At 55.8% G+C, this 26,529-nt stretch carries 19 protein-coding genes; 7 read left to right on the top strand and 12 right to left on the bottom strand.

Features of this window, described 5'->3' with window-relative positions:
- The first annotated feature begins 508 nt into the window (after positions 1-508).
- Together DACE_RS13630 and DACE_RS13625 are read left to right on the top strand one after the other, a co-directional pair.
- Positions 509-1,552, top strand: a complete 1,044-nt coding sequence (locus DACE_RS13630; protein WP_006002128.1) for a hypothetical protein — start codon at positions 509-511, stop codon at positions 1,550-1,552.
- Entirely contained in the window at positions 1,546-2,052 is a 507-nt protein-coding gene (locus DACE_RS13625) for a hypothetical protein (protein ID WP_006002127.1), read from the top strand. Before DACE_RS13630 ends, DACE_RS13625 begins: the two co-directional genes overlap by 7 nt.
- Positions 2,053-2,105: 53 nt before the next feature.
- On the opposite strand, the gene DACE_RS13620 is transcribed toward DACE_RS13625, so the two are convergent.
- The 9 genes from DACE_RS13620 to DACE_RS13585 form a co-directional block, all read right to left on the bottom strand.
- Positions 2,106-3,980 (bottom strand): cytochrome c3 family protein, encoded by a 1,875-nt coding sequence (locus DACE_RS13620; protein ID WP_006002125.1) that lies wholly within the window; start codon positions 3,978-3,980, stop codon positions 2,106-2,108.
- 789 nt (positions 3,981-4,769) lie between these two features.
- Positions 4,770-5,402 carry a glutamate dehydrogenase gene (locus tag DACE_RS18730; protein WP_238326426.1) on the bottom strand — a complete coding sequence of 211 codons (633 nt, stop codon included), beginning with the start codon at positions 5,400-5,402 and terminating at the stop codon, positions 4,770-4,772.
- Positions 5,315-5,881: a Glu/Leu/Phe/Val dehydrogenase dimerization domain-containing protein gene (locus DACE_RS18725; protein ID WP_238326425.1), complete on the bottom strand. Its 567-nt coding sequence runs from the start codon at positions 5,879-5,881 to the stop codon at positions 5,315-5,317. Before DACE_RS18725 ends, DACE_RS18730 begins: the two co-directional genes overlap by 88 nt.
- A 723-nt stretch (positions 5,882-6,604) precedes the next feature.
- A complete protein-coding gene (locus DACE_RS13610) occupies positions 6,605-7,324 on the bottom strand; it encodes a metallophosphoesterase family protein (protein WP_155809139.1) in 720 nt (239 codons plus the stop codon).
- A 13-nt stretch (positions 7,325-7,337) separates the two neighbouring features.
- Positions 7,338-8,525, bottom strand: a complete 1,188-nt coding sequence (gene arsB / locus DACE_RS13605) for an ACR3 family arsenite efflux transporter (RefSeq protein ID WP_006002121.1) — start codon at positions 8,523-8,525, stop codon at positions 7,338-7,340.
- Positions 8,526-8,528: 3 nt separating this feature from the next.
- Positions 8,529-8,975: an arsenate reductase ArsC gene (locus DACE_RS13600; RefSeq protein WP_006002119.1), complete on the bottom strand. Its 447-nt coding sequence runs from the start codon at positions 8,973-8,975 to the stop codon at positions 8,529-8,531.
- A 19-nt stretch (positions 8,976-8,994) separates the two neighbouring features.
- Positions 8,995-9,357: an ArsR/SmtB family transcription factor gene (locus tag DACE_RS13595; RefSeq protein WP_006002117.1), complete on the bottom strand. Its 363-nt coding sequence runs from the start codon at positions 9,355-9,357 to the stop codon at positions 8,995-8,997.
- Between the two features lie 698 nt (positions 9,358-10,055).
- Positions 10,056-10,730, bottom strand: coding sequence for a potassium channel family protein (locus DACE_RS13590; RefSeq protein ID WP_006002115.1), 675 nt, complete (start codon positions 10,728-10,730; stop codon positions 10,056-10,058).
- Entirely contained in the window at positions 10,730-12,190 is a 1,461-nt protein-coding gene (locus DACE_RS13585) for a TrkH family potassium uptake protein (RefSeq protein WP_006002113.1), read from the bottom strand. Before DACE_RS13585 ends, DACE_RS13590 begins: the two co-directional genes overlap by 1 nt.
- Positions 12,191-12,387: 197 nt before the next feature.
- Between DACE_RS13585 and DACE_RS13580 the strand changes: the two genes are divergently transcribed.
- Both DACE_RS13580 and DACE_RS17970 read left to right on the top strand, forming a co-directional pair.
- Positions 12,388-12,666, top strand: a complete 279-nt coding sequence (locus tag DACE_RS13580) for a hypothetical protein (RefSeq protein WP_006002111.1) — start codon at positions 12,388-12,390, stop codon at positions 12,664-12,666.
- Positions 12,667-12,680: 14 nt separating this feature from the next.
- The gene (locus tag DACE_RS17970) at positions 12,681-12,839 is read left to right on the top strand and encodes a YqaE/Pmp3 family membrane protein (RefSeq protein ID WP_006002110.1); all 159 of its coding nucleotides are present in this window, start codon (positions 12,681-12,683) and stop codon (positions 12,837-12,839) included.
- Positions 12,840-14,281: 1,442 nt separating this feature from the next.
- Here DACE_RS17970 and DACE_RS18220 read toward each other — a convergent pair.
- Genes DACE_RS18220 through DACE_RS19020 form a run of 3 tightly spaced genes read right to left on the bottom strand, consistent with a single transcriptional unit; the run spans position 14,282 to position 16,870 of the window.
- On the bottom strand, positions 14,282-14,455 hold the full coding sequence (locus tag DACE_RS18220) for a FeoB-associated Cys-rich membrane protein (RefSeq protein ID WP_155809138.1): 174 nt from the start codon (positions 14,453-14,455) through the stop codon (positions 14,282-14,284).
- Between the two features lie 13 nt (positions 14,456-14,468).
- A complete protein-coding gene (feoB, locus tag DACE_RS13570; RefSeq protein WP_006002108.1) occupies positions 14,469-16,631 on the bottom strand; it encodes a ferrous iron transport protein B in 2,163 nt (720 codons plus the stop codon).
- Entirely contained in the window at positions 16,631-16,870 is a 240-nt protein-coding gene (locus DACE_RS19020) for a FeoA family protein (RefSeq protein ID WP_040367509.1), read from the bottom strand. The genes feoB and DACE_RS19020 overlap by 1 nt, the downstream gene beginning before the upstream one ends.
- Before the next feature lie 371 nt (positions 16,871-17,241).
- Between DACE_RS19020 and DACE_RS13560 the strand changes: the two genes are divergently transcribed.
- From DACE_RS13560 to DACE_RS13550, 3 genes are read left to right on the top strand one after another with little or no spacing between them, the layout of a single operon-like run.
- Positions 17,242-22,947 (top strand): alpha-2-macroglobulin family protein, encoded by a 5,706-nt coding sequence (locus tag DACE_RS13560; protein WP_006002106.1) that lies wholly within the window; start codon positions 17,242-17,244, stop codon positions 22,945-22,947.
- Positions 22,944-25,286 carry a penicillin-binding protein 1C gene (pbpC, locus tag DACE_RS13555; protein ID WP_006002105.1) on the top strand — a complete coding sequence of 781 codons (2,343 nt, stop codon included), beginning with the start codon at positions 22,944-22,946 and terminating at the stop codon, positions 25,284-25,286. The genes DACE_RS13560 and pbpC overlap by 4 nt, the downstream gene beginning before the upstream one ends.
- Before the next feature lie 43 nt (positions 25,287-25,329).
- Positions 25,330-26,289, top strand: a complete 960-nt coding sequence (locus DACE_RS13550; protein WP_006002104.1) for a helix-turn-helix transcriptional regulator — start codon at positions 25,330-25,332, stop codon at positions 26,287-26,289.
- Positions 26,290-26,529: the final 240 nt, after the last annotated feature.

Below are 26,529 nucleotides of genomic sequence, written 5' to 3'. Positions count from 1 at the left end.
AACCACGAAGGAAGGTTATTACGTTCTGACTGTTGGCTATGGCGGACTATCGAACATTCTGTAGCCATTCTGGAGAGACAGAAGGTCCGGCAGTTGATTGATCCTAGGTCGAGACCTTTTCAAAGTTCAAGCCAGAGTTCAACAGAGAGTCTTTTGAACCATGGTAAAGGGGACACATGGTAAAGGGGACAGGCTACTTTAGCGAGGGGGAGTCAATGCAAGGTGGGCGGAAGTGTTATTGCCGCTTTACCGGTGCCTTTCGTTGGCAACTGGGCCGAATTCGTTGATGCAGAGATGACGGAAAAAGAGAGGCCCATGTTTCTTGAGAGCCTATCCCGACAGGCCCCATTTGGGGCCGGGGAATGGCAACGAAAGATGTGTTTGAAATTTGGTCTTGAGTCGACAATGAGGCCAAAGGGTAGGCCGAGGAGCAGGGAAAAGTAGCCTGTCCCCTTTTCCCTGCTCAGCAACATTCAAAACCACATACTGATGAAAGAGAATAGTGATAATGATTGAAGAAGCGAAAGTCAATTTTTACAGAATAAACAAATGTGGCTATTACGAAAGAGGAAATGATATTAACTCGTTTGGTGGTATAGAGAATATTCTAGATCAACTTTTCCGCTGGGCTTCTCAGGATGATTTTACTTTGAATGATAGTTGTACCTATGAGGTCCTAGATGACGATCAGATTCTCAGGACTTTCTGCTGCAATCTTATCAACGAAAAAAACACTGGGGATTACCTGCTTACTACTTGGAATGAAACTCCATCGAATGAAGGCCGTGTTGCCTCAATTGAAGCTAATAGTACTTTGGGACACAGCACGGTACATATGAATGCGCTACCGGAGGGGACCATTCCCGGTTATGCAACTTATTTTTGGTTTTTGCCTCAGAATAATATTTTTGCAACAATCAGATTTGGAAGCAGAACTCTCAATGGACACAAAAATCTTGTAAAATACCTCAATGGTTTTCTGGATGTTTTCAGTGATCATGTTGTCAAAGAGGAGGATCCTGCTATGGATGGACATTATGCGGTTCATGGTTATCGTGACCTGCTTACAGGGGAAGTGACAGACACTTTATATCCAGCCTTTGCATCATCTCCGATCAGAAATCCTGGCGAGATTAACTACATTAAAGACAATAGGGTGAGGATTAGAAAGATGATTAGGAAAACCACCCTTGATGTTAACGTGCAGGCAGAAGTAGAGTTTTACCAAAGACTTTTAAATCGTTTTGGACTTGGTGAGCCTCCTGCCCCAGATATGCATGCTAAGATTGAATACAATATGCCTTTTGAGCCTGGGACTGGAGAACTAGATGAAATTATTGATAATTGGAATGAAACAGCAGGAGGGACTTGGAATGATATAGGGTTTAAAATGGAAGGTGACCCTCAGCCGAAATGGTTGAGCAATTCCCTTGCGAAAGCCAGCCAAACGGTCGATATCGAAAAGGACAATGATGAAGTAATAAATGCTGAATCTCTGTTAGGTGCACTAATAGAAAACAGAGATGCTTTTCTTGAAGTAATAGAATGGTGAAAATAATTTTTTACATTTTGGCAATTGTAATTTTGCTAACTTTTTTCTTTTTTGGAGGAAATGTTAGTTTTTCGGAGCAGTGGCCGCTTTATGAATCACTCAGAAACACAGCTGCCATTATTTTTGGGGTAATGGGAGCGTGGATAGCAATTATCTACCCAAAAGCACTGACAAACATTTTAAAGAGCAGAGATACAAAAGATAATGCCGTAGAAGCTGAAAGAGTAAAAAAACTAATAGCCCCAATGGTTTATTCGACAGCTATTCTTTCTATTGTTTTGCTCGTCGGGCTTTTTGCTCCAGTGCTGAAGCAAATTCAGTTGGCCAAAGAAAACTACGTGCTCATCAGACAGCTATCTTTTTCCATGCTAGGTTTGTTGACATATATTCAATTGTGGTCATTGATTTTGACTTTGATTCCTTGTAATGTCGCTCAGGGAGAAGTCCAAAAGGGCAAAGCTAAAAGAGAAGCTCTCGATCGTAAATTTAAGCCCAAATAATTAGCGATTGTTTGAAGCGGGACCGTTGTCGATCCCGCTTTTTTTTAGTACGACTAATCCTTTTTCTCCATCAGCATCACCCTCGCCATCTCCAAATTATGCCAAGCCACAACCCGAATCATCTCCACATCACGGTCTTCCACCTTATCCAATTCCGCAAGAAATTTCTCTAACTCAGTGGTCGCCGTCGCCACTTCCTGCGGGCGAAACGGAATGGAGAAATCGATCCCTTTGACATTCCAGCCTTCCGGGAAAGTGATGAACGGTGCAAAGTCGGCAATCTGCCGTTTGGCCGTTGGGACGATGGTGCTGGTTTTCATGTTTTCAAAGCGCATCCCGTCGGTATCGGCAACAATGGTGTAGCTGCCGGTGAACGGTTGCTGCACATCCTTGTTGTTGGCGTAGGTGTAGCTAGACTCGGCGACCTGGGCGTGGCTGGTGTGGCAGCTATCGCAGGTGCGGGCCTGGCCGAGGGCGTGGCTCATTTTGTCCATCTGAATCCACAACAAGGCCTTGTTGTTGTGCGGCAAGTCGTTGCGGGTGCCGTTGACGATAAAGGCGTCGTTGACGTCGGTCTGCTCGCGGGCAATGGCGAAGGTCTCGGGTTCGCCGATGCTGGTATCTCCTTTGATGGTGCGTTGCGGGATGGCACGGAACTTCAGGTCGGTGGGGGCGACATCCTTGGTCTGGTTGAGCGCGGCCATGGGGTAGGGCTTGACCGGAATCCAGCTCCCGGCGGCGTTTTTAATCAGCGTCGGCAGGGAGCGGGTGCCGTAATATTCCTTGTGCTTGGTGAAGGGTGTTTCCACCCCGGCGACCACGCCCGGCCCCCAGAAGGTGAACTGATACGCGCCGACGGTCTGAACGTGGCAGGCGCTGCAATCGACATTGCTGTGGCTGGACTGGGCGACGGCGGCGACGATCTGTTCATGGCACTGTTGGCAGGAGTTGCGTGCCGAGTCGCTGGCCAGGTGGCCGAACTGGTGATTGTCGATCTGATGGCAGTCGATGCAGTCGACACCGTTCTGCACATGCACGCCTACGGGCAGGTCGGACGGAAAGGCGTATTCGCCGCGCATGTATCCAGCGCCACGGCGTCGATCCATAGGCCCGGCATGACACAGGCTGGCACGGCCACCGCCATAGCAGGATGGCGCTTCGGGCGGGCCGAAGCGGTGACGGCCTTGGCCTTTGTAGGCGTGATAATGGCAATCGTTGCACCCGGCGTGGCATTTGCTGCACTGGCGTGCCGAGGCGTTGTTTTGCGCGGCATCAAACGGCACCGCACATTCACTGGCCAGGGCCTCATAATTATCGCCGAACCACGGGCCGCAGTTCTGCGGGCCGGGCAGGTCTTCGCTGAAGGTGCGGAAGGCGCGCTGATGTTTGAGCAACCCCTTGGTGGAGCTGTTGTAAGCGGTGACCTCGTCATCATGACATTTGCCGCAGGTGGCGCGGGCCACTTCCGGCGCATAGGCAAAGGTCTGCGGATCGCGGTCGTGATAATAGACGCCGAGAATTTTGCCTGCTTTGGCCTGCTTCAGCGTGGCTTTATCCGGCTTGGGAATCATGGCGTCAAAGTCTCGGTCCTGCGGTTCCAGTGCGGTGATGCCGACCTGCTGCCGATCCATGGTCTCGCCTTTGTACGCACCACCAACGGCCATCAAAAACGGCTTGAGCACGCCCTGATGCGCGGCGTCTTTATCCAGAGTAGTGTTGTCGCCCTGATGGCAGTCGACACAGGTGGGCATACCGCCCATGTTGACTTCGTCGTCCACGGTCTGCGGGTCGAGATACAGGGCTGGAGCGCCCAGGGATGTCATCTGAATTTCATCGCCATGACAGCGCACGCAGGTGGAGTCGGCGTTGTAACCAAAGCTCAGGGTGGGCAGAAGCAGAATAAGCAGGAAGCACAAGCGTTGCACCATGATGGCGTCCTTTCTGAAGTGGAGGAGGGCTGATGAAGTGAAACGGAACAATTTGTTTTAGCATGCTTTAACGATGATGTCATGCCGTTGCTGTATTCAGTATTTATGAGGATGATGAGGGGCATTGCCCGGCACTTCCGTACTGCAGCGCTGAACGGATGAAGTTCGCCAGCGCGATCAGTTCCGAATGACGAACTACTGAAACACAGGACCAAAGTCAAGGTCGCCGGAGTTCGTCCCGGCAGCCGACATACTTTTGACTTGCCGCTCAAAAGTATGCAAAAACCAGCTTGAACTTCTCCTGAACCTGGATCCACCAACACTGTGTCTGTTTCCATTTTACTTCACAGATTCGGCTTGCCTCCCTTTAGCTCGGCAAATCGTGCAACTCATCATCTATGGCGTAAAACGTTGATAATAGTCTTATGTCTTTCTCTCTTTTTTCCGTGGCACCGATCGAACGGGCTGGACGGTGCCCGCCCTCCAGTCGTGTGTTATTTAGCATCCCAGCCCTTCCGTTCTGCAGCACCGAACGTAGTGAGTGTCGCTGAGATGGTCGTCGGCAAACTGTTTGAGCGGTAGCGAGTTTTTGCCGACATTTCAGCGTAAGCGAATGTAGAGAGGGAACCCGGCAGGGTGCAATGACGGAAGTCGATTTTACGCCACTTTTGTCGACGCAAAAGGGGCCCGAGGTGTGGGCGCGGAAGCCCACGTCATGTGCGTACCAGATAACGTGAACGGATGAAGCTTTTAAGAGCGGTCATGCTGAACCCTGGGCGGGAAGATAGCTCAAAACACATTCCAACGCCGAAACGACCCCGCCTTTTTCACCCGTTGAACTGCAAGCTCCACAGCCGCCTCTCGGGGCAAAATCCCTTTTCGTTTAACGCCATCCAGAACATTGCGAGTATTGTGACGCAACTTTTCCTCAATCGCTTCGAGCGCCGCCGATTCCGTGGCCCCTTCATATTCCATAGCGGCGCAGATCACGCCACCGGCGTTGGCAATAAAATCAGGAATACACAGGATGCCGCGTTGATGAAGAATCCTCTCTGCATTATGGGTGATGGGGATATTCGCCCCTTCGACCACGAGGCGGGCTTTGAGGCGTTCGGCATTATCTTCGTGAATCACATCGGGGCGGGCAGCGGGAATCCAGATATCGCACTCCATGTCGAGAATAGCGTCTTTGGTGCCGTGCTGACCATCCTTATAAGCGGTGATACTTTTGCCGTTGGCCTTGAGTTCAGCAAGGTGGTCGATGTTGAGCCCCTGGGCGTTGTAGATGGTGCCTTGTGAATCTGCCGCTCCTACCAGGATCGCGCCGTGCTCGGTCAGAAAGCGGGCGGCATGTTTGCCCACGGCTCCGAATCCCTGCACCACAACGCGGGCACCGTCGAGACCGAAATCACACGCCTCCAATGCCACCTCCGTCGCGTGAAACAGCCCCAGCCGGTGGCGCCGATCTCATCAAGGGGAATGCCGCCAATCTCACGCGGCAGACCAACGGAGCGACCAATCTCATCCTGCACCCAGGCCATACACTCTTCATCGGTGCCCATGTCCGGGCCGACGATATATTCTTTGATGTCGCGCAGGGCATTGGCCACGGCGCGGATCAGGCATTCTTTCTGGTCGTGTGGCATTTTCGGATCGCCATAGAGCACGGCCTTGCCGCCGCCATGTGGTAGGCCCGCAGCCGCATTTTTCAAGGTCATGGCTCGCGCCAGACGGCAGCACTCTTCGGTACTGACATCGGGAGCCATGCGCAGGCCACCAATGGCAGGCCCGGCTGCGACATTATCCACCACAAGAACCGCTTTCAGGTTGAGCGAAGGTTCATAGATATGCAGGATCTTGGTCGGGCCGAGATCATCATAGAATTTGAAAATGTCTTCCATGGCGGCAGCCTTTCTGATGGTGAGCAGGGATGAGGCGCTTATTTAAAAAATAACAGAGAAAACGGATGTTTCTTCTGATGGCGGGAAAAAGGGTACATTGATTTTTTCGGGGACTATGTGCGTTTGAATCTTACGATCAAGACCAAAGTCAAAACCGCCGGGAAGCGCCCCGGCTTGCGCCATCCTTTTGTAAGCCGACAAAAGGATGCAAAACCGGCTTTTTAGACCCGGCCCTCCGGGGGTCGCAAACCCACCTGAAATGAGTCGATTTCCCGTCTGCGTTACAGATTCGGCTCGCCGCCCTTTAGAACGACGAATCCTGCTACTCATCAACCATGGCGTAAAACCGTGATAACAATCTTGCGTCTCTCTTTATTTCTTCCGTGGCATCCCCTTCGCTACATCTTCTTTATTTTGCAACCAAGCCCTCCCGTTCAGCAGCGCCGAACAGAAAGAGCGTCGCTGTGATGGTCGTCGGCAAACTGTTTGAGGACTGTGGTACACAGGGCGAGTTTTTGCCGACATCTCAGCGTAAGCGAATGCAGTGAGGGAACCCGTAGGGCGCAATGGTCGGGAGTCGATTTTGCGCCACTTTTGTCGACGCAAAATGTGGCCCGACGTGTGGGCGCGGAAGCCCACGTCACGTGCGTACCAAGTGATGTGAACGGATGAAGTTCTTAAGAGCGGTACTGCTGAATTATTGGGGCGAAGAGCAATCGTCGCTTACGAAACTTGCCAAACCTGCTGCGTCAACACATCACAAGCCGTCAAAACCCGATGATGCCCGGCCCCGGTATCCATCGCATAACGCCCCGCATCAAACGTCGGCCAGTTATTTGCCGTCGGACTATGCCCAACCACCTGAATAATGCCATCATCGCTTGGCGGTAAGTTACGCGCCCACAGCAGGGTAAAGATCGATTGCTTCTCCACCGGGATGCCGGGCTGAAGCCCGGCGTGGACAAAGACAAACGGATCACATGGCCACCACAGCCGGGTGCTCTCCAGAAAGGCGACGTGTTCTTGGGGGATATCGCTGAGTTTCGTGGTTTCGTAACTGGCCAACGTGGCCCGGCCGCCGTTGCTGTAGAAAATATCGATATCGGAAAAAGATCCGACGTCCTCCTGATAGCGTGAGCAGATTTCGCGCAGGCGCACATCATGGCGTAGGCCAACCTCGACCAGCGCATCAAGCAACATTTGATCGTGGTTGCCACGCAGAAAGACGGTGTCGGGAAAGCGTTGTTGCAGGGCGATGAGGTAGGAGAGTAAACCGCAACTGTCCGGGCCGCGATCAATATAGTCACCGAGAAACACCAGCTGATCAGCGGCGCTTGGCTGGACGACATTGAGCAATCGGCGCAGCATATCGCGTTGACCATGCAGATCGCCGATGGCAATCAATCGCTGTGGTTGGTTGCCGTTGCTCATCGCCTTGGCCACCTCATCTTCTCTGCTACGAGTGTTCAAACCATCCGGTTGTGCGTTTGCAGATCCCCACCAGCATCAGCATCACCGGTACTTCAATCAAGACGCCGACAACCGTGGCCAGGGCCGCACCCGACGACAGGCCAAACAGCATGACCGCCGTGGCAATGGCCACCTCAAAGTGGTTCGAGGCGCCAATCATGGCTGCCGGAGCCGCGTCGGCATAGTCGAGTTTTAACAGCTTCGCCGCCACATAGCCAAGGGTGAAAATCAGCACTGTCTGCAAAAACAGCGGGATCGAGATCCAGACAATGGTCAGCGGATTGGCGAGGATGGTTTCCCCTTTAAAGCTGAACAGCAGCACCAGGGTCAACAGCAGGGCGCTGATCGTGACCGGCGTCAGCACATGGAGAAACTTCTCCTTAAACCAGTGCTCGCCCTTATGGGCAATGATCCATTTGCGGGAAAAGTAGCCTGCAACCAACGGCAGGGCGACGTAAATAGCGACGGACAGCAGCAGTGCCTGCCAGGGCACCGGCAGTTGGCCGACACCGAGCAGAAAGCCGCCGAGTACGCCATAGAGCAACAGCATGGTTAGCGAGTTGATGGCGACCATTACCAGGGTGAGGCCGTCGTTGCCCCGCGCCAGATAGCCCCACACCAGCACCATGGCGGTGCAGGGGGCAATGCCGAGCAGGATGCAACCGGCAAAGTAGCTGCGCCACAACGGGATTTGCAGCATTTTTACGCCATCGTGCAGCACGACGAGTCCGGCACCGTGGCTGGCACCTACCGGCAGGTCAAGGCCGAAGGGCATTTTCACCAGGTCGACGGCATCGGCACCGATGAAGCTTTTGAGCAGAATACCGAGAAACAGCATGGCAATGGCGTACATGGTAAAGGGCTTGATTGCCCAGTTGAGAAACAGGGTGAGAAAGACCGGCTTACCGCTCTTCCCGGCTTTGACGACGCTGGCAAAATCGATTTTGACCATGATGGGATACATCATGAAAAACAGGCAGATGGCAATGGGGATGGAAACCACGGGCGCGCCGTTGACCTGGATCGCCATATTGTCGAGGGAGCTGGCCAGATTGGGGGCGACTTTGCCCAGCAGGATACCGCCGATGATGCACAGGCCGACCCACAGGGTCAGGTAGCGTTCAAACAGGCTGGTCATTTTACGGGTGTTGTCCAACGGTGTTTCACTGTGCATGCGTTACTCCATGACGGATGAGGGCAGGGTTTCGACAAAGGCTTTGATCTGGTCGCGCACGGTGCGGTAACAGTCCAGTTGCTGTTCTTGCGAGGCCCCTTGTTCGGCCAGCTCTTTGGCCATTTTGGGGGGATCGTCAAAGCCGACATGAACCACTTTGCAATTGGCCGGAAAATACGGACAGGTTTCGTGGGCGTGACCGCACACCGTGACCACGACATCAATGGCGATCTCTTTGAACTCATCGATATGCTGGGAGCGGTGGCTGGATATATCCACACCGGCTTCGGCCATCACTTTAACGGCGTTGGGATTGAGGCCGTGGGTTTCAATCCCGGCGGAGTAGACGTCAATCACATCGCCTTTAAGATGGCGGGTCCAGCCTTCGGCCATCTGACTGCGGCAGGAATTGCCGGTACAGAGAAATAACAGTTTCAATTTGCTACTCATGGGGTTGGCTCCTTATTGATCAGGGGGTGTTGTGTCTTTTGCAAAGATCGTTTTTGTCGCAGGAGGTGATTTCCGCCAGTGTTTTGCGATCCTGCTTGATGGTCGTGTCGTTTTTCAGTTGGCGCGATAACCAATCCAGCATCTCCAGCAACGGTCGAGATTTTTGGGTCAAACGGTAATAAACCCAGCGGCTTTCCTTACGGCTGCTGACCAGGCCGGACGCCACCAGCACGCCCATATGACGTGATGCCGTCGCTGCCGTGATTTGCAAAAACTCGGTAAGCTGGCAGGCGCACAGCTCGTCGTATTCAAGCAGGGCGGCAACTACCCGAAGGCGGTTCTGGTCGCCGAGTGCTTTAAACAGTTGTGAAATGGACTCCATGGATCAGCTCCTTAATCTATCTGTTGCATAGTTAGCCAATTAGCTAACTATATAAAGTATAAAATGGGGATGGGCAAGTTTTTTTCAGGTTAGGATTATTCTTTTTCCGTGGATCGTTATCTGGAACCTATTGATTCGGCGGAATTCATCCGTTTGCGCAATCAAGTACGCACGTGACGTGGGCTTTCGCGCCCACACGACGACACTCGTTGTGTTCGGCGCTGCAGTGCGGAAGGGCTGGGGTGCTAAATAACACACTACTGAAGGGTGGGCTCCGTCCCACCCGTTAGATCGGTGCCACGGAAAAAAGAGAGAAAGACATAAGACGATTATCAACGTTTTACGCCAAAGCTGATGAGTTGCACGATTTGCCGAGCTGACAGACGGCTGAAAACCGTCTGTGGAGGCCATGGACGGGCGACCACCATCTTTGATGGTGTAAGCAAGACGGAAATCGCATTTTCGGCTTGCGTTTATTGGGAAACACAGGACGTGTTTATCCAATATTCTCTTTGTTGAGGCGAGCCGAATCAGTGAAGCATGACAGAAACAGACGCATGGTCGATGAGTTTAGGTTCAGGAGAAGTTAAGCTGGCTTTTGCATACTTTTGAGCGGCCAGTCAAAAGTATGTCGGCTGCCGGGACGAAACCCGGCGACCTTGACCTTGACCTTGACTTAGAACGCTAGACCATATCGGTCAATCCGCTTCCCCTTCCTCCTCGATCTCCTGTTCAATAAACCGTTCCGTCAACTCCGACAGATGCTTACTATGGGTCAGAATCAGCGCCTCATCATCCTCTTTGAGAACAGTTTCCGCATCGGCAATCAAAAACTGTTTATCGCGGTAAATACCGATGATACGTGCCTCTTTGGGCAAGGCAAAGTCGGAGATTTTGCCTTTATTGTCTTCTGTAATTTGTACCGTGATGCAGCGTGCCTCGTATTTGATCATCGATGACAGTTCCACGGCATCCACCCCGGACACGGTATCGGCCAGATAGCGGCTGATGGTTTTCGATGGCGTGACGGTATGTTCAAGGCGCAGCTCGCGGCAGATGGTGAGGTAGTCGACATTGTGAATCTGGATCACCACATGGCCGTAGCCTAACGAACGCCCCACCAGTGCGGCAATGATGTTGTACTGATCATTTTCCGTCAGGCAGAACAGGTAGTCGGCGTGTTCCGGCCCGGCCTCACTGAGGATGTTGGGGCGGCTGCCGTCGCCGTGGAGAAAACTGCAGTCGAGCGTTTCGGTCAGCTCCTCAATGCGCTCCTTGTCCTCTTCAATAATCACCACCTCATGTTTGCGTGCAATGAGTAAAGAGGCGGTTTCTACGGTGAGTTCTCCGGCACCGACAAAGACGATTCGCATCAGTTGTCTCGCTTTCTACCGAACCAGGTCCGGTGGTAAAAGAAAATCAGCCAGGCCACGCATTCCAGACGGCCAAGGAACATATCGACACACAAAACCCCTTTAAGCGGGGTGGGCAGGTCCGCTCCGACAATGCCGGTGGACAGGCCGACGGTGGCGGTGGCGGAAACTACGTCAAACAGGGCATTGAGCGGATCGTAGCCGTAGGCGACAAACGGCAGCCACGACAGCACAATAGCACCGATAAACAGCAGGATGATCATCAGCGCATCCTGCACGTCATCCTGTTCCAGCACCTTTTTACCGAGTTTTTGCCGCAACACGGTATTGGGCGGCACACTCATGGTGCGGACAAAGTGGCGGATCAGCGTCAGCAGCACCAGCAGGCGCAGCAGTTTGAAGCCACCGGCGGTAGAACCAACGCCGCCGCCGATGAGCATGGACAGGATCAGCAGCAGCTTGGAGCCGGGATCAAGTGCCGCCGGATCAAGGCTGGAAAAACCCGCCGTGGTCTGGGCCGAGCATACCATCAGCGGCGCATGGTGCACGGCGGTGGACCAGGGGGTGCCGTAACTCCACATCGACAGCGTGACCAGCAGGGTCATGGTTGCAATCAGCAGGATCAGCAGACGCAGCTCAACGTTGTCGAGTAACGGGCGTAGCCCGTCGCGCCATGTTTGGTGATACAGCGCCAATGGCAGGGCACCAGCCAGTGTGGTCAGGGTGACCACCCACGCCAAGCGCACATGGGGAAGGTCGGCAAAACTGCCCGAGGTTGGGGCAAAACCGCCGGTGGATACCGCAGAGAGGATGTAGAGCACGCCGTTGCGTAGTGATCCTCCCAACACCAGCCACAGTATGATGCCGGACAACGTCAGCACACTATAGACAATCACCACTCGTCGGGCATGGGCGCGGGTGCCGCCGACCAGATCGTCCGGTTCGTCCATGGCCGCCAGGCGCAGGGCGGACAGGCCGGGACGTACCACCAGCGCCAGGGAGAAGACAACAATGCCCAATCCGCCATACCATTGCATCCAGGCGCGGGAGAAGGTGAAAATCAGCGGCTTGCCCTCCATGCCGGGCAGGGTGCTGAGGCCGGTGGTGGTGACGGAGGACACCGTTTCAAACAGGGCGTCCATAAACGGGATGTCGGATACCAACAACGGGATGGTCATGATAAACGGCACCACCAAAAACACCAGCGCAGCCAGCACCATGGCTTCGTTCATCTGCATCCGTTGCGAGACGCGCAGCCGTTTCAATACAAGCCAGGCCAGCAGCAGACCGAGAATGATCAGTGCATAGCTCAGCGAGATGCGCCAATCCGGGGCGGTCAACAGCGAGACGACCAGCGTGACCAGGTTAAGGGCAGCCATAATCAGGCAGAACTGACCGAAATAATGACCGATCAGTTTGGGTCGTACCGCAAAAAACAGTTCGCTGCCGGGCTGGGACATAAGGACTCCTGAACAGGTTGTTCTTGACACAGTGAGCAACAATTCTGTTATGTTATAACGTAAGCAGCTCGTCCCGAAGGGGGATGGTCTGCCGGTTCAGAAATAAGTCTACCACCGATTGCCGCAAAGTAAGCCTGCTGCCGGCTTTTCCTGTCGAGGCGGTGTTTTGGCAATCACATTTAAGGAGAAGAGACCCTATGATGAACCCGACCATTGGCTTTTTTGTCGTTATGGCAACTGTTTTTTGTTTGACTGTGACCGGCTGTGAAAAGGAAGGTCCCGCGGAAAAGGCGGGCAAAAAGATCGATGAGACCATTGAGCAGACCACGGATGCGGTTGAAGAGACCGTTAATCCCAAAGGCATGTTTGAAAAGGCCGGAGAGGTGATGGACGAGGCTGTTGAAGATGTGAAAGAAGGTGCTGCTGAAGTCAAAGAAGATGTGACCGATGCCATCGAAGAGCATCAAGAGAAATAATAAGGAGTAGAGCTATGGATCTCGTTCGGATTCTATGCGCCATCCTGCTGCCGCCGTTGGGCGTGTTTCTGCAGGTCGGTATTGGTTGGCCGTTCTGGATTAATATTCTGCTGACCTTGTTTGGCTATATTCCCGGTATCGTGCATGCGGTGTGGGTGATTGCCAAGAAGTAGCTTTGGAACAGTTGATTAGTTAGACGAAATAGATTCGTAAATGGGGGTGGGGTTTGCTTTGGCGAACTCCACCTTTTTGTGTTTTTGGGTACGCACATGACGTGGGCTTCGCGCGCTCCGAGTTTGCCCTGTGATGGTCATTACGTTGGGTGGTAAATAACACACATCTGTAGGGCGGGCACCGTCCCGCCCGTTTGATCGGGGCCACACCAGAGATAGAGCGCGACTTAAGGTTGTTATCACCGTTTTACGCCAAAGCTGATGAGTTGCACGATTCGTCGACCTAAAGGGCGGCGAGCCGAATCCGTGAAGCATAACGGAAACAGACCCATTGTCGGTTAATCTGAGGGTCAGGAGGTGTTCAAGCTGGTTTTTGCATACTTTTGAGCGGCCAATCAAAAGGATGTCGGCTGCCGGGACGAGACCCGGCGACCCTGACTTTGATCTTCAGTGGTTCGTCATTCGGAACTGATCGCTCTGGCAAACTTCATCCGTTTGCGATGGTGGTACCCACGTGACGCGGGCTTCCGCGCCCGCACGTCGGGGCACTTTTGCGTCGACAAAAGTACCGCAAAATCGACTCCCGTCATTGCACCCTTCGGGTTCCCTCACTCCATTCTCTTACACCGCGATGTCGGCAAAACTCGCTGACGCTCAAACAGGTTGCCGACAACCATCGCGGTGACGTTCATTGCGTTCGGTGCTGCTGAACGGGAGGGCTTGGTTGCTAAATGACAGACCCAGGCACGGGTGGGCACTGCCCACCCGTTTGATCGGTATCACGAAAGAAATAGAGTGAGGCGTAAGTCTATTATCAACATTTACGCCAAAGATGATGCGTTGCACGATTCGTCGATCTAAAGGGCGGCGAGCTGAATCCGTGAAGCATCACGGAAACAGATGCATTGTCGGTTGATCCAGGTTCAGGAGGTGTTCAAGCTGGCTTTTGCATACTTTTGAGCGGCCAGTCAAAAGTATGTCGGCTGCCGGGACGAAACCCGGCGACCTTGATCTTGACTTTGCCTTTGCCCTTGATCTTCAGTGGTTTGCATAACTCAACTGATCGTTTTGGCGAACGTCATCTGTTCGCGAAAGTGGTCCGCACGTGACGTGGGCTTCCGCGCCCACACGTCGGGTCCCTTTTGCGTCGTCAAAAGAGACGGACAAACGACTCCCGGGCTTCGCGCTCTTCGAGTCCCCTCACTTCAGTCGCTTACGCCGTGATATCGGCAAAAACTCGCTGGCGCTCAAACAGTTTGCCGAAAACCATCACGACGACGCTTATTGCGTTCGGCGCTGCAGTACGGGAGGGATGAGGTGCACGATTCGCTGTTCAAAAGGATGTCGGCTGCCGGGACGAAACCCGGCGACCTTGACGTTGACCTTGATCTTCAAGCAACAAGGGAGAGCTGAATGTTCCAACTCTCCCTTGTGGTTTCAAATTAATGGTGCTGCCCCTGGCAACATCCACCAGACTCCTGTCCCCCACCGCAACACGATCCCCCCGAACCACACGAGCATCCTCCACCACTATTCTTTTGGCGGCGCAACGTGCGAATCAGATAAAGCGCGGCAATGACGATAACGCAAAGGGTTAAAAAAAGATCTAACGTCATAATATGTCCTCCTTTAAGTCAATAACCGAGTGCCAACCTGATACACCGCCACCGCCAGTCCAAAGCCGAGCGCGGTGTTAAACACTGTAGAAAACACCGCCCAGCCCCATGACGACTCCTTGGCCATGGTCACCACGGTGACAAAGCACGGTGCGTAGAGCAGCACAAAGATGATCAGCGAGATGGCCGTGTACTTGTTCCAGCTCGGATCGGTGGCGATCTGATGCGACAATGGCGCGGCCTCTTCCGGATCGATCTCGCCCAGCGAATAAGCGGTGCCGAAGGTGGAAACAATCACCTCTTTGGCGGCAAATCCACCAACTAGGGCGATATTGGTGCGCCAGTCAAATCCGGCCCACTGACTAACCGGTTCAAAGAAACTGCCTATCTGGCCTGCCACGGAGTAACGCAACGTGGCTTGAGCTTCCTGGTTGTCAATCTTTTCGAGCTGGGTGGAGCGTTGTTCCATATCCATCACATTGGTGGCGACGGCAATGCGTTGCTGGTTAAAGGCGTTAACCTGATTTTCCGGCAATTGCGGAAATGTCATGGCCGCCCACAGCAAAATGGACACGGCCAGAATAACGGTCCCGGCCTTGCGGATGTATTGCCACACCCGTTCCCAGGTGTGAATCAGCACGCCACGCAGGGTCGGCAGACGGTAGGGTGGCAGTTCCATGACGAACGGCGTCGGTTCGCCCTTGATGATGGTTGAGCGCAGTAATTTAGAGACCAGCAGGGCCATGGCCCAGGCGCCCAGAGTGATAGAGAACATGATCTGCGCTTCGTTCTCGCTGAAAAAGGCGGCGATGAGCAGCAGAAACACCGGTAGCTTGGCACCGCATGGCATAAACGGGGCGGTGATCAGCGTAGCCAATTTTTCCTTGGGACTGCGCAGGGTGCGGGTGGCCATGACGCCGGGCACGGCGCAGCCACCCATGATGCCGCCGGAGATGATAAACGGCATGGCCGAGCAGCCGTGCAGGCCGAACATGCGCAACACGCGGTCGAGCATGTAAGCAACGCGGGCCATGTAGCCGGAATCTTCGAGAAAGGCGATCATCAGGAACATGATGGCGATCAACGGGACAAAGCCCATGACACCGCCGACGCCGTCGATGACACCGGAGACGATCAGCGATTGCAGCATGCCGTCGGGAATCAGAGCTGTAGCCGTATTGCCGAGCCAACCGAAAAAGCTTTCAAACCAGCCCATGGGGATTTCGCCGAGGGTGAAGGTGATCTGGAACATGGCGTAGAGTACGCCAAACATGATCAGCGGACCGAACAGGCGGTTGGTCAGAACGTTATCCAGTTTGTCGGTGAGTTCGCGGCGGTCTACCTGTTGAGGACGTTCGATAATGTCCTGACGCAGGATCGAGTTGATCAGGCCGTAACGGTAGTCGGCAATCAAGGCCTCTGGTGTTGTGTTGAGGGTGGTACGGCAGTGGGTATCCACTTCGCTGACCATCTCTTCGAGTTCAAAGGCCACACTGCCGATACTGCGTCCGGCGGTGACGATCTCGTCATCGCTTTCCAGATATTTCAGGGCCACCCAACGTGCCGGATAGCGGTTGGTCATGAAACGGGCGGCTTCGATCTTTTCCACCATGGCATTGAGAGCCGTGTCGAGATCGGCGCCGTAGGAGATCTCCAGTGGTTCCCAGACACCACCGCGATCCGCCGCGTAGTGCAGAGCTTTTTCCAAAAGTTCCTGCTTGCCTTCGCCGGAACGGGCCACGGTTTCCACCACCGGGCATTTGAGCAGGGTTGAAAGTTTTTCTGTATCAATGCGCAACCCTTTTTTATTCGCCTCATCCATCATGTTGAGGGTCAGCATCACCGGGATGCCCAGCTCGAAAAACTGGATGGCCAGATACAGGTGGCGTTCCAGTTTGGTGGCATCGACGATATCGACAACAATGTCCGGTCGCTCATCAACCAGCACCTTGCGGGCAACCAGCTCTTCCTGGGAAAAAGCAGACAGTGAATAACAGCCGGGCAGGTCGACGATGTTGACACGGGTGTCGTTAAGGTTGAGGGAGCCTTCTTTGCGTTCAACAGTGATGCCGGGATAGTTGCCGACATGTTGACGCGCGCCGGTGATGGCGTTGAACAGGGTGGTTTTGCCGGAGTTGGGGTTGCCTGCCAGGGCAATGGTGGCGGTGTGGTTCATCAGTTGTTCTCCAATCGTTCGACCATGATGTGATCAGCTTCGTTGTTGCGCAGGGTGAGGGTGAAGTCGCGCAGGCGCAGAGCGACGGGATCTTTGAGCGGGGCGCGGCCGGTGACTTCCAGTTGGGTGCCGGGGGTCAACCCCATATCGCGCAGACGACGAGCCATTTCACCGGAGGCGGACAACTGGGTGATGCGGGCTTTTTCATTGACGTTGAGGGTGCGTAGTGACAGTTCCATTGAGCGGTTGACCTCCAGATGGGCTGATGTTTTATGAATAGGAAAATGAAATTCGTTTTCATAAAGTAAAAGAATGGCCGCTCTTGTGTCAATAAGAAAATGAAAGTCTTTATCAAGTGAGCCGTGACGGCTGTCACGTGTTGTGGTGATCGTCATTGTTGATTTTTTCTATCGATACATGTGATCAATTGCGAGGTGTTGTTAAAAAAACTTGTGTTTCTATCACAGGGATGTAACTTTGATAATTTAACGTGACAATTAAGTTATATCGGTAAGATACAAGCCCATAGATGGGCAGGTTTTGGCAAAAACTCAGACCTTTAATCCGGAGGTGGTGCGTGAAGGCATTGTTCAGGCTGTTGGGACGTTGTGTGGCAGGGCTTGTGGGTTCCGTGAGCTGGCAGGCGCCACCGTGGTTGACGATTCTCAATCTGCAGCGTCGGGAAAAGCCGGGCCGGTTTTATCTGCGTCTGTTGCTGGCAGTGCTGGTGATCGGCGGCATTGTCGGTGGTGGCGTTTATTATGCTCTGCAGCCGCAACCGCTACAGGTGGTGGCACGAGTGGATGGCCCCGGCATTATGGCCAACGATGATCTGGCGACACCTGATCAGCTGGTCATTGATTTTGTTTATGACGATCAGCAACGCTCTTCCCAGCCGATTCCCGATGGATATCCCTCTGTCGCGCGCATTGATCTGGTCGATCAGCCGGTGGAGCAGGGCATTCGCCTGACACCCGCCCTGCGTGGCCAGTGGCAATGGCGTGGTGATGCCACGTTGGCGTTTACCCCGGAGGAACCGTGGCCCGCCGGAACGGAGATGACCGCCGAATTCGATGCGAGTATTTTCAGTGCCGAAACCCGTTTGGCTGAACGTCGCGTCACCTTTACTACGCCGACATTGACCGTTACCCCGGCATCCATGACTTTTTATCAGGACCCGCAACAGTCCTCGGTGCGCAAAGTGGTGGCCACTCTGCGCTTTTCCTATCCGGTGGATGAGCAGAGTTTGCGTGAACATATCCGCCTCGGCATGCGCCCGTCCGGTGCCTCGGCGCAAACCGCGTTGCAACCGGTGGCGTATGAACTCAGTTTTGATAAACGGCAGCGTGAAGCCTACCTTCATTCCGTTCCTCTGGCGTTGCCGGATGAGACCAACACCATGCAGCTGCAGGTTCTGGCCGGTGTCGCGCCTGCGACGGGCGGGGCAGCCAGCACCAAGGATGTGGCGGCCAAGGTGGCCATCCCGGATCGCTACAGTTATCTGAAAGTGACTCAGGCGCGCAGCCAGATCGTCCGCAACGACCAGCAGGAGCCGCAACAGGTGATCACCCTGGAGTTCACCGATGACATCGACCGCGCTGAACTGCTCGGCAAACTGCAGGTGTTCGTCCTGCCGAACGCCAACAGCCGCTATTGGAGTGGCCCGCGTCAGGTGACCGCTGCCGTGCTCAAGGAATCGCAGCCGCTTACTCTGGAGATGATCGACAATCCGCGCCCGGCCTCTAAACTCTACAATTTTGTCATTGATGTGGATCAAGACTGCCAGCTCTATCTGCGTATTGGTGAGGGGTTGACCTCGGTCAACGATTTCGTTCACAGCTCGTTTTACGACACCCTGTTACGGGCACCGGATTATCCGCAGGAGCTCAGTATCATGGGCGAGGGGGCGATGTTGTCACGCTCGGGTGCTCATCAGCTCAGTCTGCTGGCGCGCGGCCTGCAAGCAGTCAAGGTGGAGGTGGGCAAACTGTTGCCTCACCAGATCAACCATCTGGTCAGCCAGAGTCGCGGTGACATCAAGGACGGTTATTTCAGTAATTACAATTTTGATGAAAACAACATCACCGCGTTGAGCGAGCAGGTGTTGCCGTTGCAAAAGGTCCATCCGGCCAAAGCCAATTATGCCGCCGTGGATCTCAGCAGCTATCTGCCGGATCGACAGGATCAGTTCGGCCTGTTTTTCGTCACCGTCACCGGCTGGGACCCGGTTAATAAACGGCAACTCGGCCATATCCGCGACCGGCGGGTGATTCTGGTCACCGATCTCGGTTTGCTGGTCAAGGATCAGGCCGATGACAGCCATCTGCTGTTTGTTCAGTCGATCCGTAGTGGCAAGCCGGTGGCCGGAGCCAAGGTGCGCCTGCTCGGCCGTAACGGTGTGCCGCTGTTTGAGCGCACCACCGGCGCCGATGGCAACGTCAGCTTCCCCAGCACCAAAGGCTTTGAAGAATCGCAGCAGCCCACCGCCTATGTGGTGGAGTCGGGCGCTGATTTGTCGTTTATTCCGTTTGCCCGTTATCAGCGCCAGCTCAATTACTCGTCGTTCAATGTCGGCGGGGTGCGCTCCAATCAGCACCGCCGCGACAATCTCAATGCCTTTGTGTTCACTGACCGTGGCATTTACCGTCCTGGCGACACGGCGCATCTCGGGTTTATCGTCAAGGATAACCAGCTCGGCAATGTCGAGGGCATGCCCCTGGAAGTGGCAGTGCGTTCGCCGCGCGGCAACGAAGTGTGGTCGCAACGGCTGATGCTGCCGGCGATGGGTTTTTTCGATGAAGAGTTTGCCTCGCAGCCGACCTCGGAGACCGGCACTTATCAGGTGGCCCTGTATCTGGTGCGCGACGGCAAATACCGCGACCGCATGATCGGTTCCGGCAATTTCCGCATTGAGGAGTTCCAGCCCGACACCCTGAAAATCGAAAGTCGCCTGCTCGATGTGCCGAGCAAAGGCTGGAGTACAGCGTCGGCGCTGACCGCCGAGGTCCATCTGCGCAATCTGTTCGGCACCGCCGCGCAGCAGCGTAAGGTGACTGGGCGCTTGCAGGTCACACCGGCGCGGTTCAGTTTCCGCGACTATCAAGGGTTTGTGTTTACCGATCCCTATTATGACCCGGAGCAGGCAGCGTTGTCCGTGAATGAACCTCTGGACAGCCTCACCACCGATAACGACGGCGTGGCCCGCTTTGAATTACCGCTGCAGCGCTTTGCCCGCGGCACCTATCAACTGACCCTGACCGTGGAAGGCTTTGAGCCGGGTGGCGGGCGCAGTGTCACGGCGCAGAATCGCACCCTGATCTCGCCCTGTACCACACTGCTCGGTTACAAGAGTGACGGTGCGCTCAATTATATCCACAAGGATAAGCCGCGCAGCCTGGAATTGATCGCGCTGAATAGCGAACTGACCCCGGTGGCCGCAGATCATCTTCAGGTGCGACTGATCACCGTGGAAACCCTGTCGACGCTGGTTAAGCAGCCCAACGGCACGTTTAAATACCAGAGTGTGAAACGGGAAAAACCCGGAGAGGCCACAGCGCTGACGTTACAGGCCGGAGCACAAAACTATCCACTGCCGACCGCGACGCCGGGAGACTACATTCTCGAAATTGTCGATGATGCCGGGTTGAAGTTGGCTCGCGTGCCGTTCACCGTGGTTGGTCATGGCAATCTCACCGGCGAACTGGAGCGCAACGCCGAGTTGAAACTGGCGCTGGATCGCAAAGATTACCGGGCCGGTGACACCATTGAGATGAGCATCACCGCACCCTATCGCGGTGCCGGGCTGATCACCATTGAGAGCGATCAGGTGCATGCCTTCAAGTGGTTTAAAACCGACACCACCAGTACTCTACAGACGATCACGGTCCCGAAAGATCTGGAGGGCAACGCCTATGTCAACGTGGCGTTTGTGCGTGATGCGGCGTCCAAAGAGATCTTTACCAGCCCGTTAAGCTACGCGGTGCAGCCGTTTACCATTGACCGCAGTCGCCGTGAGTTGCAGGTCGATGTGACGGTGCCGGAGCTGGCTCGTCCGGGCAAAGCCCTGCCGGTGGCGGTCACCGTGTCCAAGCCGTCGCGGCTGGTGGTGTTTGCCGTCGATGAAGGCATTCTTCAGGTCGCGGGCTACACCACGCCGCAGCCGTTGGATCATTTTCTCAAAAAACGTGCCCTTGAGGTGGAGACCCTGCAGATTCTCGATTTGATTCTGCCGGAATTCGCTCTGGTCAAAGAGGTGTCGGCCAGTGGCGGCGGTTTTGCCGCCAAACGGATGAAGGCGCTGGCCGCCAATCTCAATCCGTTTACCCGTCAGGTGGAAAAGGCGGCGGTATTCTGGTCGGGCATTGTCGATGCCGGGCCGGACGCTACCACTGTCAACTTTGACCTGCCGGACAGCTTCTCCGGCAACCTGCGGGTGATGTCGGTGGCCGTCAGCGAACAGGCGCTGGGCGTGGCCCAACAGGATACCGTGGTGCGCGGGCCGTTTGTGCTGACACCGAGTGTGTTGACTCAGGCCGCTCCCGGCGACACCTTTGAGGTGAGTGTTGGTGTGGCCAATGTGCTGGAAGGTTCGGGAGACGCCTTGCCGGTGACGTTGAGCGTTGAAAGCGTTGGTCCGTTGCAGATCAAAGGATCGACCACACAGACGCTGACCATCGATGAAGGCAGCGAACAGGTGGCGCGCTTCCAGGTGCAGGCCGGGGAGCAGCCCGAAGCGGCGCAACTGATCTTTACCGCCACGGCGGGAGATGAACGGAGTCGTCGCCGCAGCGGCATCAGTCTGCGTCCGGCGGTGCCGTACCGTACCACCATGCACTGCCGGAGTGGCGATGATGGCCGCATTGATCTGCCGGTGACACGCGCCTTGCTGACGCCGCTGGCCGAGCAGAAGGTGGCGGCCAGTGTCAGTCCGCTGGTGCTGGTGGATGGCCTGAGCCATTATCTTGATCATTTCCCCCATGGCTGCACCGAACAGGTGGTCAGTCAGGTGTTCCCGTCCATCGGCCTGCTGGCCTATCCGCGGCTGGTCGGCGAGCGTGACGCGTTGCAAAAACGGATCGATGTGCTGATCTCGCGGTTGCGTCAACGCCAGCGCAGTGATGGGGCGTTTACCTTCTGGCCCGGTGGTCGTGAAGCGGCACCGTTCCCGTCGTTGTACGTGATGCACTTTCTTCTTGAGACACGTCAATTTGGTTTTACGGTGCCGCACGACATGCTGGCGCGTGGGGAGGATTATCTGCGCCAGATCGCCTACCAATCCACGAGCGATCTGGCCGACTCGCGGTTGCGTGTTTACGCCATCTATCTGCTGACCCGCATGGGCCAGGTGACCACCAATGCACTGGTGGATGTGCAGACGACACTGGACGGGAAAAAAGTCGACTGGCATCAGGACATCACCGCGGCTTATGTGGCGGCGTCCTATCAATTGCTGCGTAAACAGAATGAGGCGGAACAGCTCATCGATGGCTACCGACTCAGCGAGAGTAAGACAGAAGATTTCGTCACCTTCCAGTCGCCGCTGACCCGTGATGCCCAGTATCTCTATCTGCTGTGTCGGCATTTCCCGCAGCGGGCGCGTCAGGTCGACGGCGACCGTGTGCTGCGTCTGATCGATCCGGTGTTCCGTGGCCGCTACAATACCTTGTCCGCCTCGTACACCATTCTCGCCCTTGGCGCCTATTCCACCCTGACCAACCCGCAGGGGGAGGATGGGCGAATTCGTCTGCTGGCCAAAACGGAACAGGAGCAGCCGTTGGACGTGGCCTTGAAGCCGTTTGCTACCGCCGACGTGCCGCTGACCGCCCACGAGGTGCTGGTGCGCTCCCACCAGCGGCTGTTTGCCCTGCTGTCCCAGGCCGGTTTTGACAGCACCTTGCCGACTGAGGTGGTGCGCGAAGGCCTTGAGGTGCAGCGGCGCATGGTGGATGACGACGGTAACGCCGTCACCACACTGCAGCAGGGCCAGGAGGTCACCGTCGAGCTGACCATCCGCGCTCTGGGCCGTGTCCGTGACAACATTGCCGTGATCGATCTGCTGCCCGGCGGCTTTGAGGTGCTGCGCGATTCCGTGCCCCGCACCGCCGTGGGCTGGCGCGCCGACTATGTGGATGTGCGTGAGGATCGGCTGGTGTTTTACGGTCGGTTCGACACCCGGGTGCGGACCCTGACTTATCGCGCCAAGGCGACGGCGGCGGGGAATTTTGTTGTTCCCGCCCTGTATGCCGAATCGATGTATGACCGCAGCGTTCATGCCTCGGCGCTGCCGGGTCGTGTTGAGGTGGTTGCCACGCCATGAGGCGGCGGCGCTGGTTATGGGCCGTGACCGGATTGTTGCTGGTCACGGCCCTGGGTTATGCGCTGGTGCCAAAACCGGCATTGAGCCGCTACCAGAGTGAGTCGCGTGCCTATTTTGACAGCCGGGGGCGGTTGCTGCGCCTGACCCTGGCCGATGATGATCGCTATCGGCTGCATGTCGATCTGGACGAGGTGGCGGCATCCCTGCGTCAAGCGACCTTGCTCTACGAAGATCGCGATTACTACCAGCATCCCGGCGTCGATCCGTTGGCGCTGTTGCGCGCGGCCTGGACCACCTACGTGACCCGAGATCGGCGGGTGGGGGCGTCGACCATCACCATGCAGGTGGCGCGGCTGCGCTGGCGTCTCGATACCCGTGACTTGTGGGGCAAGCTGGTGCAGATCGCTCGCGCCGTGCAGTTGACCCGTCATTATTCCAAGGACGACATCTTTCAGGCCTATCTCAATCTGGCCAGCTACGGCGGCAACATTGAAGGGGTGGAGGCGGCCAGTCTGATCTATTTCGACAAGCACGCCAACGCCCTGACCCTGCCCGAGGCGCTGAGCCTCAGTGTCATCCCGCAAAACCCGGTCAAACGTTCGCCGACCACCACCCAAGGCCTGTCTCATCTGCTGGAGGCACGCAGCCATCTGTTTCAGCGCTGGTGTCAGTTTCATCCCGACGCCGTCAGTCAGCAGGTGTTCTTCGATTTGCCGCCGCAATTTCGCTCTCCCCAGAAGTTGCCGTTCGCCGCACCGCACTTCATCACCTGGCTCGATCAGCAGCTCCCCACCCTGCGCCATGGCGCAGTCAACACCACGCTCAACCGTGATGTGCAGAACACCGTCGAACAGTTGACCGCCGCCTATCTCGAACGGCGCGCGCCTGCCGGACTCGACAACGCCGCCGTGCTGGTGGTCAACAGTGCCACCATGGCCGTGGAGGCGATGCTCGGCTCAGCGGATTTCTGGGATGACGGCATTGACGGGCAGGTCAACGGCACCACGGCCAAGCGCTCCCCCGGCTCAACCCTCAAACCGTTTGTCTACGGGCTGGCCATGGACCAAGGGCTGATCCATCCGCTGACCATGCTCAAAGATTCGCCGCACCGTTTCGCCGGGTTCAGCCCGGAAAACTACGACCAGAAATTTCTCGGCCCGGTGTTTGCCCGTGATGCCCTGATCCTCAGCCGCAACGTGCCGGCCACGGTACTGCAAGCCCGATTGACTGAGCCGGGGCTGCACGGTTGGCTGCAGCAGGCCGGGGTCGAGGGGTTGCGCGCTGCTGAGTATTACGGGCTGGCGTTGTCGCTGGGCAGCGCGGAAGTCACCATGGTGGAACTGGTGCGCCTGTACGCGTTGTTGGCCAATGGTGGTGAATTCAAGCCGCTGCGCAGCCTGATGGAACAACCGCAACACCAGGGCAAGAATTTACTCAGCCCGGAAGCGTCGTTTCTGGTGCTGGATATCTTGCGCGATAATCCGCCGCCGCAGCGCCAGGAACTGCTGGGGCAGGTGGGCGGCGGTGTCGAGGTGGCGTGGAAGACCGGCACCTCGTTTGCCTTTCGCGATGCCTGGGCGGTGGGCGTGTCCGGCCCGTACGTGATTGCCGTGTGGCTGGGGCATTTCGATGGCCACGGCAATCCGGCGCTGATCGGGCGTCAGGCCGCCGGGCCGTTGCTGTTTGATCTGTTCGAAGCGCTGGGCCACGGCCAGGGCTGGACGGCGACGGAGCGTCTCAAGCCCGGTCTGCTCAATCTGCGCAAGGTTGCGGTGTGTCGCGAAGACGGAGCGTTGCCCAATCCGTTGACGCCGCATACGGTGCCGACCTGGTTTATCCCCGGCGTATCGCCGATTCAGGTATCGCAGTTGCACCGTCAGGTGGCGGTTGATCGCAACACCGGCCTGCGTGCCTGCCGCGCTGAAGCGGGGCGCACCGAAATGAACGTCTATGAATTCTGGCCCTCGGATCTGTTACGTATTTTCCGCCTTGCCGGAGTGGCCTTGGCCGTGCCGCCGCCATTTGAACCCGGCTGCAGCCTGCAGGAGGTGGCCCAGTCCGGTGCCGCGCCACGCATCACCGCGCCGGTGGCCGGGGTTACCTATCAGCTGCGCAGTGATCGCCTTGACGACGAAACCATCGCCCTGACGGCCATTACCGATGGCGATGTGCAAACGCTGTACTGGTTTGCCGATGACGGCTATCTTGGCAGTTGCGCCGCTGATGAGCCGTTCCTGTGGCAGGCGCGTCCGGGGGAGGTGGTGTTGCGCGTGGTCGATGATCACGGCCGCGCGGCGCAGAAGACGATTCAGGTTGCCTTGGTGCGTGATTCTCGGTGACAATAGCTCTTTGACCTGTTCCCTGTTGCAATGAAAGGCCACCATGCTGTCCCGTATTGAACGCTTTTTCTGGTTTGACCATCAGATCCGCCAGGGCAACTATCCCAACGCGCCCAAGCTGGCACGCCAGTTTGAGATCAGCGAGCGCACGGCCAAGCGTGATATTGACGCCTTGACCAACCAGATCGGTGCCCCGCTGGAATACAACGCCACCCGGCGCGGGTATCGTTACAGCGACGCCAGCTACAGCTTGACCTGGACGCGGTTCTCCCATCAGGAGATCATGGCCATGCTCATTCTGCGCCGCATGCTCGACAGCGGCGGGGCGTCGCCGCTCAGTGGTGAACTCAACGCCCTGTGCGAAAAGATGCTCACCAATCTGGAGCAATGCGGTATTGACCGCGAACATCTTGACCACTGTTTTTCCGCCAACTGGAGTCATTACATCCCGGTGGATGAGACCATCTTTCAGCAACTCGGTGAGGCGGTGCTGACCCGGCGCAAGGTCTATTTCAGCTACCAGAATCCGACCCGCCCGCAAGCGAGCAGCCGCATGGTGCATCCCTACCATCTGCAACATTACAGCGGCAGTTGGTATCTGATTAGCTGGTGTGAAGAGCAGCAGGATTGGCGCACCTTCCAGTTGTCACGTATCAGCCAGATGCACCTCACCGATACACCCTTTGACTACCGTGATCCAGAAACCTGGCAGCATAAGATTCAAGGGGCGTGCGGTATTTTTCAGGATCAGCACCATCAGCCGGTCACCCTGCGCTTCAGCGCCCGGCGTGCGCCGTTTGTGCGGGAACAACACTGGTGCGATGGTCAGCAGCAGGTTCTACGCGACGACGGCCGCCTGGAATTGACCATCCCCGTGGCCGATTACCGGGAAATCGTCATGAAGATCCTCGAGCACGGCGCTGAGGTGGAAGTGGTATCGCCCGCTGATCTGCGTCAGCAGGTGGTTGAGGAAATTGCACGGATGAGCGCTGTTTATAACTGATTTTTTGACCACGGAGTCACGGGGGCCCCATTTAGCTTCGCGATGACTTCACGATCAAATCTGATAATGGCCAAGATAAAAAACATCCTTCTCTTTGCCAAGTCAACATAGAATCACAAGTCCTCAGGACAAAGAAACCAAAGCTTTTTCAAACGATTTTCTCCGTGTCTTCGTGCCTCCGTGGTTCAGCCTTTAAAACCGTTCCCACCTGATTTTTTCACAGCACATCAAAAAAAATGC

The organism is Desulfuromonas acetoxidans DSM 684 (assembly GCF_000167355.1).
GTDB lineage: Bacteria > Desulfobacterota > Desulfuromonadia > Desulfuromonadales > Desulfuromonadaceae > Desulfuromonas > Desulfuromonas acetoxidans.
This window is presented reverse-complemented; position numbering and strand designations above follow the sequence as displayed.

Coding starts and splice junctions, on each gene's coding strand:
- pbpC (WP_006002105.1), top strand. CDS start 22,944: ATGAGGCGGCGGCGCTGGTTATGGGCCGTGACCGGATTGTTGCTGGTC.
- DACE_RS13580 (WP_006002111.1), top strand. CDS start 12,388: ATGATGAACCCGACCATTGGCTTTTTTGTCGTTATGGCAACTGTTTTT.
- DACE_RS13550 (WP_006002104.1), top strand. CDS start 25,330: ATGCTGTCCCGTATTGAACGCTTTTTCTGGTTTGACCATCAGATCCGC.
- DACE_RS13590 (WP_006002115.1), bottom strand. CDS start 10,730: ATGCGAATCGTCTTTGTCGGTGCCGGAGAACTCACCGTAGAAACCGCC.
- DACE_RS18220 (WP_155809138.1), bottom strand. CDS start 14,455: ATGACGTTAGATCTTTTTTTAACCCTTTGCGTTATCGTCATTGCCGCG.
- DACE_RS13585 (WP_006002113.1), bottom strand. CDS start 12,190: ATGTCCCAGCCCGGCAGCGAACTGTTTTTTGCGGTACGACCCAAACTG.
- DACE_RS17970 (WP_006002110.1), top strand. CDS start 12,681: ATGGATCTCGTTCGGATTCTATGCGCCATCCTGCTGCCGCCGTTGGGC.
- DACE_RS13600 (WP_006002119.1), bottom strand. CDS start 8,975: ATGAGTAGCAAATTGAAACTGTTATTTCTCTGTACCGGCAATTCCTGC.
- DACE_RS13620 (WP_006002125.1), bottom strand. CDS start 3,980: ATGGTGCAACGCTTGTGCTTCCTGCTTATTCTGCTTCTGCCCACCCTG.
- arsB (WP_006002121.1), bottom strand. CDS start 8,525: ATGCACAGTGAAACACCGTTGGACAACACCCGTAAAATGACCAGCCTG.
- feoB (WP_006002108.1), bottom strand. CDS start 16,631: ATGAACCACACCGCCACCATTGCCCTGGCAGGCAACCCCAACTCCGGC.
- DACE_RS13625 (WP_006002127.1), top strand. CDS start 1,546: ATGGTGAAAATAATTTTTTACATTTTGGCAATTGTAATTTTGCTAACT.
- DACE_RS13630 (WP_006002128.1), top strand. CDS start 509: ATGATTGAAGAAGCGAAAGTCAATTTTTACAGAATAAACAAATGTGGC.
- DACE_RS13595 (WP_006002117.1), bottom strand. CDS start 9,357: ATGGAGTCCATTTCACAACTGTTTAAAGCACTCGGCGACCAGAACCGC.
- DACE_RS19020 (WP_040367509.1), bottom strand. CDS start 16,870: ATGGAACTGTCACTACGCACCCTCAACGTCAATGAAAAAGCCCGCATC.
- DACE_RS18725 (WP_238326425.1), bottom strand. CDS start 5,881: ATGGAAGACATTTTCAAATTCTATGATGATCTCGGCCCGACCAAGATC.